10 protein-coding genes are annotated in these 13244 nt (G+C 54.0%); 6 read left to right on the forward strand and 4 right to left on the reverse strand.

What is annotated here, in order from left to right; all coding sequences use genetic code 11:
- Positions 1-4 precede the first annotated feature (4 nt).
- Together K1558_RS22890 and K1558_RS22895 are read left to right on the forward strand one after the other, a co-directional pair.
- Positions 5-781, forward strand: coding sequence for a hypothetical protein (locus tag K1558_RS22890; RefSeq protein WP_238654029.1), 777 nt, complete (start codon positions 5-7; stop codon positions 779-781).
- A gap of 202 nt (positions 782-983) precedes the next feature.
- On the forward strand, positions 984-1508 hold the full coding sequence (locus K1558_RS22895; RefSeq protein ID WP_274528725.1) for an RNA polymerase sigma factor: 525 nt from the start codon (positions 984-986) through the stop codon (positions 1506-1508).
- A gap of 188 nt (positions 1509-1696) precedes the next feature.
- On the opposite strand, the gene K1558_RS22900 is transcribed toward K1558_RS22895, so the two are convergent.
- The 3 genes from K1558_RS22900 to K1558_RS22910 form a co-directional block, all read right to left on the reverse strand.
- The gene (locus K1558_RS22900) at positions 1697-2575 is read right to left on the reverse strand and encodes a carbohydrate ABC transporter permease (protein WP_238654033.1); all 879 of its coding nucleotides are present in this window, start codon (positions 2573-2575) and stop codon (positions 1697-1699) included.
- 54 nt (positions 2576-2629) lie between these two features.
- Positions 2630-3514: a carbohydrate ABC transporter permease gene (locus tag K1558_RS22905; protein ID WP_238654036.1), complete on the reverse strand. Its 885-nt coding sequence runs from the start codon at positions 3512-3514 to the stop codon at positions 2630-2632.
- Between the two features lie 82 nt (positions 3515-3596).
- Positions 3597-4892, reverse strand: a complete 1296-nt coding sequence (locus tag K1558_RS22910) for an ABC transporter substrate-binding protein (RefSeq protein ID WP_238654038.1) — start codon at positions 4890-4892, stop codon at positions 3597-3599.
- A 542-nt stretch (positions 4893-5434) separates the two neighbouring features.
- On the opposite strand from K1558_RS22910, the gene K1558_RS22915 reads away from it, so the two are divergent.
- The gene (locus K1558_RS22915) at positions 5435-7363 is read left to right on the forward strand and encodes an S-layer homology domain-containing protein (protein WP_238654040.1); all 1929 of its coding nucleotides are present in this window, start codon (positions 5435-5437) and stop codon (positions 7361-7363) included.
- Positions 7364-7380: 17 nt separating this feature from the next.
- On the forward strand, positions 7381-9930 hold the full coding sequence (locus K1558_RS22920) for a hypothetical protein (RefSeq protein ID WP_238654041.1): 2550 nt from the start codon (positions 7381-7383) through the stop codon (positions 9928-9930).
- Positions 9931-9957: 27 nt separating this feature from the next.
- Here K1558_RS22920 and K1558_RS22925 read toward each other — a convergent pair whose 3' ends face one another.
- Positions 9958-10674, reverse strand: coding sequence for a GntR family transcriptional regulator (locus tag K1558_RS22925; RefSeq protein WP_238654043.1), 717 nt, complete (start codon positions 10672-10674; stop codon positions 9958-9960).
- A gap of 199 nt (positions 10675-10873) precedes the next feature.
- On the opposite strand from K1558_RS22925, the gene K1558_RS22930 reads away from it, so the two are divergent.
- Together K1558_RS22930 and K1558_RS22935 are read left to right on the forward strand one after the other, a co-directional pair.
- Complete coding sequence (locus tag K1558_RS22930) at positions 10874-11854, forward strand: N-acetylglucosamine kinase (protein ID WP_238654045.1); 981 nt, start codon at positions 10874-10876, stop codon at positions 11852-11854.
- Positions 11851-13179, forward strand: coding sequence for a 6-phospho-beta-glucosidase (locus K1558_RS22935; protein ID WP_238654047.1), 1329 nt, complete (start codon positions 11851-11853; stop codon positions 13177-13179). Before K1558_RS22930 ends, K1558_RS22935 begins: the two co-directional genes overlap by 4 nt.
- Positions 13180-13244: the final 65 nt, after the last annotated feature.

Genomic DNA, 13244 nt, shown 5'->3' on the forward strand with positions numbered 1-13244 from the left:
TGACATGTCTGTTCCCTCAGTCTCTAAGCCATTCCTGTGGTGGTGTGCCGTGATGACGGTCATTATCCTCTTGTGTGTTATGGCCTACCGGACAGGGTCCGCGTGGTATCACAATCACCAGCTGCGCAAGGATTTCCCGGCTGCGGCAGCAGCCAGTCCTTATCAACAAGGCATTCCGCTGGAGCAAATGGATCTGAGCACGTATCGCTCTTATTTTCCCGGTAATATGGCAGAGCCTGCTTACTCCTTAACGCATCGTATCGAAGCGCCCGTGTCCCTGCAGTATTATACTGAGATTCCAACTGACGAAACGGCTGCTGCCTTGGAAATCCCCAAAGGGACGATGATTGAGGCCATTCCAGAGGAGACACAGGGGTCTTCATTCTATGAGCTAGGGTATGGGTATACCAGCTATCCTACGTATGAGCAGGGCTGGCGGTATGTCCGGCCGTTCAAGACGGCTGAGGCGGCAAGTCCTGGACTAGGCGAAGAGTATTACTTTATCAAAATAGACAGCTTAGAGGCAGTGTTGGACGCAGCGATTAGAGCAAATAAGCCTTTTCGGGCGGCGGTGCGCCAGCAGCATTGGACCCTGGAACGGGGAACGCATACCTTCGCAAGGTATATCGATGACGTACTGTATCAGAACGGAGCGTACCTGTCTCCGGATCTGTTCTACCGGACCTTTGACCGCTGGAATATGCTGCTGCTGGGAGCAGTGGTGGTGATCACCGTTGTGCTGCTAAGGCCAAGCTCATGGTTTCCACGGCTTCGTAGATAGCTAGAGAGTGTAGGGGCATGATATTAGCTGATGAAGAGAGCGCCTTGGCGTTCTTTTTGCTGTACAGAGGATTCACCAGCCCGAACCCTAATCAGAAAAGGTATAATGAATAAAATGCTGTGAATTTGGTGTATTTAGGGAGGGATTACAAATTTCGCTTCGTGTTCTGCACACCCGTGAGCCCGATGATGATACAACATTCCTGAAGAATCTATACGACAGCCATTACCCATTAATGAAGAAAAAAGCATATACCATCCTTAAGGATCAGGAGGTTATTGAGGATGTCATTCAAGAAGCATTCATCAGGCTGATTCCCAAGACCCCCTTGTTACGCACCTTGAACGGCTGCAAAGTCACCACTTATGTCGTCAACACCATTAAGCATTATTGCTATGACCACATCCGAAGGCGCACCCGCCGTTCCAGGAAGGTCTATACCGGCTTAAACAACGATGTAGCGGAGCAAATCCCCGATCTTACAGCCGCGACAGAAGAGAATTACATCCAGGCTGAAGCCGTAGGAGCGCTTACGGAAGCTTTGCTGCAATTATCTGAACGCGACCGGAATCTGCTCTACTTCAAATACAAGCTGGAGCTGGGGGATCAACAAATCGGGGAGCTTGTGAATATTCCCCCGCAGCATGTGCGGCAGTATATTGCCAGAGCCAGAGGGCGGGTGCTGCGGGTTTTGAGTGAAGCCGGGATGGGTTACCAGATCCGTTAACGCAACATAGCCCCTTCGGGGCAGATAAACTTGGAACCTCATGAATTCATGGTTCCGGTTATACCTGCTGAAGGGGCTATTTGTAATCAAGAAATCTGCAGAAGGGCAGCGGCCGGAAGTCCAAAACTTCTCTGGAGTCACGGTTACTCCTAAAACATAAAAACCATTAGTTCAATTTATATAGCAGCTTACTTCAGCGCCCCTTCTGTCAGGCCGGCCACGACATAGCGGTGGAAGAAGAGGTAGACAATAATCATCGGAAGTGTAATCATCGCGAGCGCCGAGAACAGCAGCTTATAGTCGGTCATATAGCGGCTGGAGAAGGCCAGCAGACCTACCGGAATCGTCTTCAGGGAGTCGTCCTGGATGTACAGCATCGCCAGCAGCAGCTCATTCCAGGCATTCAGCGCAGAGAAGATGCCCACAGTAGCCATATTCGGAACCAGCAGCGGAAGGACGATTCGGCTGTACATCCGCCAGTCACCGCAGCCGTCGATCCGGGCAGCCTCCAGCAGCTCCTTCGGGATCGAGTCCAAGTATGCCTTGAGCAGGAAGATGGCCAGCGGCAGTCCGGTGCCGATATAAGGGAGGATTAAGCCCATATAAGAATCCTTCAGATTCAGCTGCTCAAAAATATAGCTCTGCGCAATAAAAAAGGATTGCAGCGGCATGAACAGTCCGAACACGAACAGCAGCATCAGCAGGCTGCTGCCGCGGAAGCGCAGCTTGCTGAAGGCGAAGGCAGCGAGGCTGGCGAAGAGCAGAATGCCCGCAACGGTGACCGAGGTAACAATTACACTGTTGCTGGCGTAGGTGCTCATGTTGCCGACCGTCCAGGCTTTGGACCAGTTCTGCAGATTGAGTTGTTCCGGCAGCGCGAACGGAGAGGAGAAGATCTCCCGGTTCTCCCGGAAGGAGGAGAGCACCAGCCAGAGGATCGGGTAGGCATAGAAGCAGGAAATGACGATCATGAACAGATAATACAGGATATGCGGGAGCGGTCTGCGGCTGGCGGCTTCCCCGCTGTTATAGGATTTTTTCTTGATATCCAGGGCTGTGGTCGTCAAGGGCTACCCCTCACTTTCTCATAATGTCAGAGCTTGCAGGTTCCGGGTTCCCCGCTAATACTCCAGTACACCGGAGTCCTTCCTTTTTATTCTGCCGGCAACAAGCCCAATCACCGCGATCACAACCGTCATGATGACAGCCAGCGCGGAGCCGTAGCCGATGCTCATATGGGTGAAGACGACCTTGACCAGATAGGTGGTAACGATCTCGGTTGAATTGTAAGGTCCGCCGTTAGTCATGACATAGAACAGATCGAAGGACTGGAAGCCGGTGAGCACACACAGCATGATGCCTGTCTCCACCAGATTGCGGATCATGGGGACTTTGATTTTGAAGAAGATCTGGGCTTCCCCGGCACCATCGAGATAGGCTGATTCATAGACTTCTTTGGAGATGCGCTGGATACCGGAATAGAAGATGGTCATATAAAAGCCTGCATACACCCAGCCGGACACGATACAGATGGCATACAGCGCGGTATCGGGGTTGCCCAGCCAGACGCGTGTCCAGCTCGCAAGGCCGATTTTCTCCAGCAGAATATTAATTAGGCCGAAATCGGAGTTATAGACGAACTTCCACAGGTAGGAGACGACAATCATCGGCAGCATGACGGGCACGAAGAAGGCGAGCCGGAAGATGCCGCTGCCCTTGCGGCCCATCGTGATCAAGCCTGCGAGTCCGAGTCCGGCGATGACCTCGACCAGGACAGTAGCAACAATATAGATCAGCGTGTGTCCGTAGGAGTTAATGTAGACCTGGTCCCGAAAAGCGCGGATGTAATTGTCGAAGCCGGTGAAATGCATCGTGCCGATCCCGTTCCAGTCGTAGAAGCTGAATACGAACGTCATCAGGACAGGGACCAGTACCACAAAACCAAACAGCAGGAGGGCAGGAGAGATGAACAGGTAGGGAGAGAGCTTATTGCTTCGGCCGGACATGGGGCCACCTCCAATTCTTGATGTACAAGGAAAACCTTCATTGCCGCTTTCGGGATGAAGCCGCCTTGCGGCGGACTCACCGTTATTTCAGCGGGGCGATAGTGGTCTCCAGCTCAGCCAGAGCAGCTTCAGGGGACTCAGCGCCGCCGATCACCTTAGAGGTGGCCATATTAAGCGCGTTGGCGACCTCAATGGAATAGCCGGTATCGGGCGGCGACACAAGCACCGGGGCATTCTCCATCAGATCGTTCAAATCGAGCGAGAGCGGGAGCATGGTCTCCTTGTCGATCCCGTCTTTGGTAATCGGTACAGCACCGGCGTCAGAGAGCTTTTTGGAGGATTCGGGGGAGCTGTAGAGCTTCATGAATTCGATGGCCTCGTCGATCAGCTTGGAGTTTTTATTGACCACCATTCCGTTCAGTACGCCGATTACACTGTCCTGATTGCCCTTGCCGTCCGGCATGGCCGGTGTATTGAAGTAGCCTAGCTCAAGGTCGGGGGTTTCTTCGACTGCGGTCGCAGCCAGCCAACTGCCGATCGGATGCATAGCACCGCTGCCGTTGAGGAACAGCATATCCGCTTCACTGTCGCTTGCGGCAGTAATATTCTCGTTAATATAGCCCTTATCCCAGAGCTCCTTCACATAACCATAAGCCTTGACGAAATCAGGGGAATTGAACGGCTGCTTCAGCTGCATAGCCTCACTGTACGCATCCTCGCCCGCAACCCGGGACAGGATATGGGCAACCCAGTTGCCTGCCGTCCACAGATCGGAGTTGCCGATCACGAGCGGGGTGATGCCTGCCTGCTTAATGGTCTCGCATACCTTCAGGAATTCCTCCCAGGTGGCTGGCGGCTGAAGGTTCAGATCATTGAACACCTTTTTATTGTAAAAGATGACGTTCGTCACATCGCCCGCAGTGGGAATCATATACGTCTTGCCGTCGATCACCATCCCGTTGAAGGTCCCTTCGGCGAACATATCCTTCAGTCCGGAGCTCTCCAGCTGGTCTGTAATATCTGCGGCATACCCATCCGTGACTCTGGTCTGCAGACGCTGTCCGGCCCATTCGAAGTACAGGTCAGGAGCGTTCTTGCCGCTTAGCAGATTGGGCAATCCAATCGTCTGATACGTGTCATCGTCCTGATAGTTGAATTCCACCTTAATCCCCTGATGCTGTGCCTCGAATTCCTTGCCGATCGTCTCCCAGACCTTGATCAAGCCTTCGCCGGGCGAGCCCATAGCAATTCGGAGGGTTTCTTGTTTAGCACCGGACCCGCCGGAATTGGCTGAGCTGTCATTAGAAGCTGCAGAAGAGCAGCCCGTCAAGGCGGTAACCAGCATCGCTGAGACCAGTGCAATATTCCTTTTGTTCATTCGTTCATCGCTCCTTAGATTTGGATGGGCAAATAAGCTGATGCGACTACGTTATTCCTCTTATCACTGCTCTCCTCTTCGTCTTCACACTCCTATATGTAATATTACTTAACTCAAGTGAGTGAGGTATCCCCGGTTTTGTCTAAGATTTGTTGAGGAACGGAAAATTTGTAGTAACAATATAGTTTTCATTATTAAGTATAGCCAGTGACCTGTCAATTGTTTTTTAGGCGAAAAGACAGAGAAAATTCACTTTTAACAGATAATGAACGGGGAGAAGCTGTTTCTACGTAAATTTTTGTAAGCGTAATCAATGTTGATGTTACAAGGAAATATACGATGTTATGGGAGGAAGTGGAAAATGGGGGCGGCTATAGATCACCGTTTCATAAATGTGTTGACAATTTGTTATGATTAAAAATAGAATGTGTGTAAATGTTACTACAACAACATTAATAACATGACACGGAGGTGACATAGGTTAGGTATGCTCCGCAGCCGGCTTTATCGCGTTAACGAATAGACTTTGAGGAGGAATGCATATGAAGTTCAGATGGAAGCAGATGCTCGGAGTAGCCGCCGTCGTGTCATCCGTGGCATTGACAGGTGTGTCCGCGGTATCGGCAGAGGCAACCGAGAAGATTCCTGCGTGGGCCGCACAAGAAATAGCCTCGTGGAAGGAGCTGGGGCTGCTGAAGGGGAATCCGGATGGCCTTGTTCTGCCCAATGAGGGAATCCGCAAAACAGAGTTCGCCGCCTTCATTAACCGGATCTTTAATTTCAGTGAGGAGAGCGGCCAGAGCTTCAGCGATGTCCCTAAGACGGCCTGGTACGCTTCGGATATCAGTAAGGCGGTTGCCGCCGGTGCTCTTATCGGTAATGGCGAAGGCAAGATCAATCCGCTGGAGATCCTGACCCGTGAGCAGGCGGCGCTGATGCTCAGCAGAGTATTCCATGTTGCCGCCTCAGGGAATTCATATGCCCCGTTCACAGATGATGCCAGTATTGCCGGCTGGTCCAAGGAAGCGGTCTATGCGATGAAGGAAGCCGGTTATGTGGAGGGCACACCGCAAGGCGCGTTCCAGCCCAAGAAGGCATTGACGCGGGCTGAGGCGGTGAAGATGATTAACAATGCCATGGGAACCCTGGTTGCAGACGGGGGAGAGCATTCCGGCCTCTCCGGCAGCAACCTGATCGTTAACACAGCAGGAGGTACGTTATCCGATCTGAGTATCTCAGGGAATCTATATATTACTCCCGGCGTTGGCGAAGGGAATCTAAGTCTCAATAACGCAGCCGTTGGGGGCGTCGTCTACATCAACGGCGGCGGAGTGAACAGCATTACGCTGACGGACAGTCAAGTGGGCAGCATTGTGATCAGCAAACCCGCTTCTCCTGTAAGAGTTATTTTGAAGGGGAAAACAACGGCCGGGAAGCTGGAGGTAACCTCGGCTGCCAGGATCGTTAATGAATCCGGGCAGGCGATAAGTACCGTTAACTTGCTTACGCGGGCTTCCGATGCTGTCTCCGTGTCAGGGGATGTTAATGAATTGAATGTGGCTGCACCGGCGAACTTCACGCTGGAGAGCGGCCAGATTGGAAGCTTCAACGTCTCCCTTAAGGCAGGCGGCTCGGCGATTAAGCTGAACAAAGGCAGTAGGGTCAAGAAAATGACCCTGAACGGTGCCGCAGCCGTAACCGGCGAAGGGACAATCGCCGAAGCGGTGGTCAATGGCGAAGGCGTGTCTTTCCCGGTTAAGCCGGACAAGCTGACGGTCAATGCTGCCAAGGTAACGATAGGCGGACAAGATTTTGACGCATCAGGACATCTTATCCATCCAGCGGCCGGTAATCCGGGAGGCTCGGGTTCAAGCGGCGGCACAGGAAGCCCTACTCCAACGCCAGCTCCAACCTCAAGCCCGGGTACAGGCGGTCCGACACCAACGCCAACACCGACGCCGACGCCGACGCCAACACCGAAACCAACGCCGACGCCTACACCAACGCCGACACCTACACCAACCCCGACACCAGAGCCCAAGGCTGCCGAGCTGTACACCTATGCGGAAGCATTAAGCTCGTTCAGCTCCACAGGAGCAGAAGGGCTGGCCAAGCAATACCTGACCTTCCTTCAGGACCCTTCCTACAATCCTCCGATCGCTAACAAGGATGTGGTTATGCCGGATCTTGTGAATGCCGTGACTTTTGTGAACTATGAATTTAATATCAAGCCTTCCATATTCGCTTCGATGCGGGGGATTAACAGCTCTGTTCTAGACAAGACCCGTACTTATTTATGGATCGGAACAGACAGCGGAGTCACCAAGATTAATCTCACCACGAATGAAATGACCAGTTATTCCGCTCAAGGCAAGGAGTTGTACGATGACAAGGTCCTGCTGCTTTTGCCGGATGAACATACGGGGGTACTGGTGATCACACGAACCGGCGTATCGCATATCTACCAATAAGGAAAGGGGAGCTTACCATGGACAAGATGAAAAGAACTGGCATGAAGATCACGGGTGGACTGCTTGCCTTAACGTTGTTCGTATTGCCGGCGGCGCCTGTGCTTGCGGAGAAGCTGCCTGGCTCAGCCTACGCTCCTGTTCAGCTTGAGGCTGTGCAGACCAAAGAAATGACCTATTACAAAGCCGGATCAGCCTCCATCCCGGGCACCATTGAATGGGTCACCGATACTTCTGCGCTCAAATTCCTGCCGCTGTCGGTCATCGGCGATGTGACCAGTGTGGTTCTGGACGGGGGAGTCTACTGGATTGGGACAGAGACTGGCTTGCAGCGGGTTGACTTCAGCGCAAGTGATACCAAGGATATTGTGCAGTATATGGCCGGACCGAGGTATCTCTATGGCGGAGACGATCATGTGACGGGACTTGCCAGTGACGGGCAGAACGGCATCTGGGTCCGGACAGCGAGCGGTGTCACGCATATTGCGATGCCGGAGAAGACGCTGCATGACAAATCGTTTATCTATGAGGATCTGGTGCAGTCGATTCTGGACCGGCGCGGGATGGTTCATGGCGCGGGCTTCACCTTCACGGAGACGGACAGTAAGCTGGATGCGGTCAATTACAACTCTGCGACCGGAGTGTTCACATCCACGCCTACCACCAGCGATAATGACGGTCTATGGACAACGATGTATGCCATGGGCGAAATTTTCCGCTACAAAGCATTGCAGGAGCAGTACGGAACAAGCCCGGCTTCAGAGGAGCAGGCCGAGATTGCGGCGGCCAGAGCGGCAGCGCTTAGAGCGACCAAGGCTGTACTGCTGCTCGATTATGTCTCCGGCCGCGGCAACGGGTTCCCGGCACGCTCCTATATGCTGACCAGCGAAGCCAGTGCAGCAACAGTAGATAATTCAGTCTATGGCTACCAGTCCCAGAACGGCTTCTGGTTCCAGAACTTCGTCGGGCCGGACATGATCAACCCGAATGGGATTATTCCAAGCATGCAGCGTGACGACGGAGTGGCGCCTATCGGCTATTCCATGGTCAGAGTAACCAAAGACGCAGAGAGCAAAAAAGGCTCCACCCTGTTCCCGAGCGGAGGCACGGATGTGCTGAACTACAATGGACTCGGGCTTAGTCAAGCCGCCATTGACGAGCTGAATCTGACGCGGCCTGAAGGCGAGAAGCTGGGGATCGATATCAAGACCCGGGTCGGAACGTCCGTAACCGGGGCAGTGTATCAGGTGCTGCCAGTCATTACGGCCGCCACGAACAATAAGGACGCCAAGGAAGACAAAACAACAGGTCTTCATAATAAGCCGCTGTTTCAGCTGACGGCTCCCGTATATGAGCAGATTCCGTCATTCTTCAATGATCTGTTCCCGGAGAGCGCCATTGTGGACGGCCATATCGACATGAACCAGATTGTGTATAAGGCGGATACTTCCGCAGATGAAGTGGATGGCCATTATGCCATGTTCTATACGGCCTACAAATATCTGATCGGGGACAGCACCGATCCTGAGCTGCTTGAGCTGAAGGCCCTCATTGAAGAAACCACGCACCGGATGACCGAGCTGATCCTGAAGGACGACCACTATTACATTGAGGATGCTACCGGCAAATCAACCCAGTGGTCCAGATGGTTCGCCAAATACTTCAACGACAGCCTGGGGACCATGGGGCAGCAGGAGAAGTGGAAGTCCAAGATCGGCGTCGACGAGAACGGGGACGATGCGCTGTCCTACGGGTACGAGGATGGCCCGCTCAACGCACTGCAGGTTATGGCTGCGCTGAAATCGGCGAGCTACATTGTCGCGGCGAGCTATCCGGCCGATGCAGCCAAGTATGAGCTGGCGTATGAGCAGGCTTTTGCAGGCAGCTACAGCAAGGAAGAGCCATATATCAACGGCAAGGGCTATATGGCGATGGCCCAGGAATATATTGAGCGCAGACTTGTCCGCCAGGCGACCAATGCTTACAGCGAGAACGGTAACCAGCCGGTAACGATGGACAATGTGGGAGCCGACACTAACACTAATGCTACGCTTCATAATGACTGGACCCAATATATCAATTATTCGGATGAAGAGCTGGGCTGGTTCCCGGTATTCATATTGGTGACTCTGGAGCAGGATGCAGAGCGGCATGCGCAGATTGTAGCGGCCTTCGACCAATGGTACTCCAATGAGGTGCGGGAGGAGAATCCGTTCTACACCTTCCTCTACCAGCTTGCGCACCCGGATAAGACCGATGTCGATCTGCAGTCGGCAGTCCGCTTCCTGTACCGTTTCCCGGAATTCCAGATTGAATTCCCGGTGCAATGGGACCGTCAGGATGTGCTGTATATTGAACCGGGTGACCGCGATGACTATAAGCAGACGAATTACGCGCTGGCTCCGGACGAACGGCGCATCATTAAGCATAACTCGAATCCGTTCGAGAATGACAGTCAGACGACGGGTGCGAATCCGGGGTATAACTACCGTTCGGGCAGCATTGAGGCGGGTTCGGTATTCACGCTGCCCTACTGGCTGGGGAGATATTTCGAGATCATTAAGGAGTAGCAGGAGGGACTGGGCTGAAGGTCACCTTCAGCCGAACTGTCTCTCAATCGTATAGCTGGGGAAGTCCCCCCGGAATACGCCGAAGCTGTACTCCAGCGGCGAGCCGTCAGCCAGATAAGTGAAGGTTCTCACCTGCAGGCAAGGGGAGCCTTCTTTGACACCCAGCAGCTTGCTGGCGGTTTTGTCCGCGAGGACCGGCTTCAGCTGCTCCACAGAGCGGTGGGCCTTCAGGTTGTACTCTGACTCCAGGAAGGAGAAGAGCGAGCCGTCCTTATAATCATTGATGAGTCCGGGGGCCAGATCCCAGGCGATATAAGTAGTCTCGTACAGGAGCGGTTCATGATCGGCGTAGCGTAGCCGCAATAACTGATTCACCGGAGCTTTGACTGGAATATTCAGGAATTCATTGAGCGGGATCTCCGCAGGCGTCACTTTGGCTTCGATGATCTTACTGGTTGGCTCCTTGCCGCTCATCAGCACGTCTTCGGTGAAGCTGCGCTTCTGGTTAAGCTGGAGCTCCTTGCGTTTGACGAAGGTGCCCTTGCCCTGGTGCCGCTCCAGAATATCCTGGACCTCAAGCTCGCTGAGCGCGAGGCGGATGGTAGTCCGGCTGGCGGAGAACATCTCACATAACTCGGCTTCCGTAGGAAGCTTCTCTCCGACGGCATAGTGGCCGGATTGAATCTGTTTCAGCAGTTGTTCTTTAATATTGAAGTATAATGTATTATTTGTTCTCTTTGTCATTACAAGTGTCCTCCGATGGCAATTTGTTATATTATATCACGGAACTAGAGCGGGAGAAACCACTGCGTAACAACCGGGATTTCAAGCAGAAGGAAACCTGTACATGCAAAATCAGCGGAATAAAGGAAGGATATTTGTAGGAACAATGTCTGCAACTTTTACAACTAAAATAACAAGGGACCAATCAGGAGTGGAAGCTATGTACCTGGCAGGTGTAGACGGCGGCGGAAGCAAGACCATCGCTGTTGTAGCGGATCATAACGGCAGAATTCTGGGTTCGGCAGTGACCGGCTGCGGGAATCATCAGATTATTGGAGTCCGGGCGGCGGTGCTCAACATTCGCGGAGCGCTGTTCGGTGCGCTTGCGAAGGCAGGGGTAGGCATCGGCCAGCTCGATCATGTGCAGTTCGGTCTTGCGGGCGCTGACCGCAGGCCGGATATGGACAAGCTGTATCCGGAAATCAGCAGTCAATTGAATCTGCGGAGCTGGAATATCGTCTGCGATACGTTCGAGGGACTCCGTGCTGGAAGCCCGGATAACACTGGAGTGGTGCTTGTCTGCGGAAGCAATACGAATGCGGCCGGCCGCAACCGGCTCGGGCAGACCGTGCAGATCGGCGGCTTCGATACCCTGTTCGGTGACCGGGCCGGCGGCTTCTATCTTGCGGCGCAGGCGTTCAGCAGAGCGGTGCGCTGCTGGGAAGGAAGGGAGCCGTACAGCGAGCTGGTGGAGCGGATACCGCAGAGGCTGGGTTATCCAAGCTTCGAAGAGATGGTAGAACGTTACCTCGATGATGAGGTGACTGCGGCGCCGCTGGAGCTATCACTGGTTGTGCATGAAGCGGCAGCTGCGGGGGATTGGCTCTCCCGCCAGCTGCTGGCGGACATGGGCAGAGAGCTGGGGATCGCTGCGGCGGCTGTCATCCGCAGGCTGGGCGGCTTCGAAGACGAAGCGGTGCCGGTCGTCCTTACCGGGAGCATCCTGCAATCGGGGAGAAGTCCGTTGCTGCTGGATGCACTGCTTGAGGAAGTGTGGGCGGAGCATCCCCGCTGCTCACTGGTGATTCCAGAGCTGCCGCCTGTATTCGGTGCCGTGATGCTGGCGATGGACCAGCTTGGCATACCTGTAACCGGGGCAATACTAGAGCAATTCAAGAGAGACGGAGGAAATCACAGATGAAGAAGAAGCAGTTGAAGCTTGCCGTGATCGGAGGAGGCTCCTCCTATACGCCGGAGCTGGTGGAGGGCCTGATCCGGTATCATGATGAATTCCCGGTGGCTGAGCTGTATTTGGCGGATATTGAGGCAGGGGCGGCTAAGCTGGCCATCATAGGCGAGCTTGCCCAGCGTATGATAGATGCCAGTGGCAAGCCGATCAGGCTACATACGACACTGGACCGGCGCGAGGCGATCCGCGGTGCGGATTACGTCGCCACACAGATCCGTGTCGGCATGCTGGATGCACGCTCCAGAGATGAGAAAATCCCGCTGGCCCATCATCTAATCGGCCAGGAGACCACCGGAGCGGGCGGCTTCGCCAAGGCGCTGCGCACCATTCCGGTCATTCTGGACATCTGCCGGGATATCGAGGAGCTGGCGCCGGAGGCGTTCATGATTAACTTCACCAATCCGGCCGGGATCATTACGGAAGCAGTCTCCAAGCATTCCCGGGTCAAGTCTGTGGGGCTATGCAATCTGCCGATCAGCACCAAGATGCAGATTGCTCAGCTGTACGGGGTTCCGCAAGCCGAGATGTTCATTGAGATTATCGGCATCAACCACCTCAACTGGACAACCCGGGTGATGCTGCAAGGTGAGGATGTGACGGAGGACTTCCTGAATAAGCTGGCCGGGGCCAAGGGGCCATCCATGGCCAACATCCCTGATCTGGAGTGGGATTCCGAATTCATTCAGTCCGTCGGTGCGCTGCCTTGCCCGTATCACCGTTACTATTATATGAAGGAAGAGATGTACCGGGAGATCTCAGAGCATTATCAGCAGACTGGCAAGACACGCGCCGATGACGTGAAGGAAGTGGAAGCCGAGCTGTTCGAGATCTACAAGCAGCCCGAAGTCAACAGCAAGCCGGCTCAACTAGAGAAGCGCGGCGGCGCCTACTATTCGGAAGCCGCAGTTCAATTGATGAAGTCGATCTACAACGACACCGGCGATATCCAGACCGTCAACGTGCGCAATCAGGGGATCATTCCTGATCTCCCCGCCGATGTCTCCATTGAGATCAACTGCGTCATCAAATCCGACGGCCCGCATGCCCTGGCCCCCACCAAGCCGCTACCTCCCCAGATCCGGGGCCTGCTGCAGGTGGTGAAGGCTTATGAGGAACTGACAATCGAGGCTGCCGTCAGAGGAGATTACGCCTCCGCCCTGCAAGCCCTAACCATCCACCCCCTCGTAGGCGACGAGCACATCGCGAAGGAAGTCCTGGCGGACATTCTGGAGCAGAATGCTGATTATCTGCCGCAGTTTAAGGTGCGGGTGAGGTAGAGGAGTGGAAGTTTGCACTACTTCAAGAGCCCCCATCAACAGCGCCAACCCGCTGCTGATGGGGG

Source organism: Paenibacillus piscarius, assembly GCF_022234545.1.
Classification (GTDB): domain Bacteria; phylum Bacillota; class Bacilli; order Paenibacillales; family Paenibacillaceae; genus Paenibacillus_AQ; species Paenibacillus_AQ piscarius.

Coding starts and splice junctions, on each gene's coding strand:
- K1558_RS22935 (WP_238654047.1), top strand. CDS start 11,851: ATGAAGAAGAAGCAGTTGAAGCTTGCCGTGATCGGAGGAGGCTCCTCC.
- K1558_RS22915 (WP_238654040.1), top strand. CDS start 5,435: ATGAAGTTCAGATGGAAGCAGATGCTCGGAGTAGCCGCCGTCGTGTCA.
- K1558_RS22920 (WP_238654041.1), top strand. CDS start 7,381: ATGGACAAGATGAAAAGAACTGGCATGAAGATCACGGGTGGACTGCTT.
- K1558_RS22930 (WP_238654045.1), top strand. CDS start 10,874: ATGTACCTGGCAGGTGTAGACGGCGGCGGAAGCAAGACCATCGCTGTT.
- K1558_RS22910 (WP_238654038.1), bottom strand. CDS start 4,892: ATGAACAAAAGGAATATTGCACTGGTCTCAGCGATGCTGGTTACCGCC.
- K1558_RS22925 (WP_238654043.1), bottom strand. CDS start 10,674: ATGACAAAGAGAACAAATAATACATTATACTTCAATATTAAAGAACAA.
- K1558_RS22890 (WP_238654029.1), top strand. CDS start 5: ATGTCTGTTCCCTCAGTCTCTAAGCCATTCCTGTGGTGGTGTGCCGTG.
- K1558_RS22905 (WP_238654036.1), bottom strand. CDS start 3,514: ATGTCCGGCCGAAGCAATAAGCTCTCTCCCTACCTGTTCATCTCTCCT.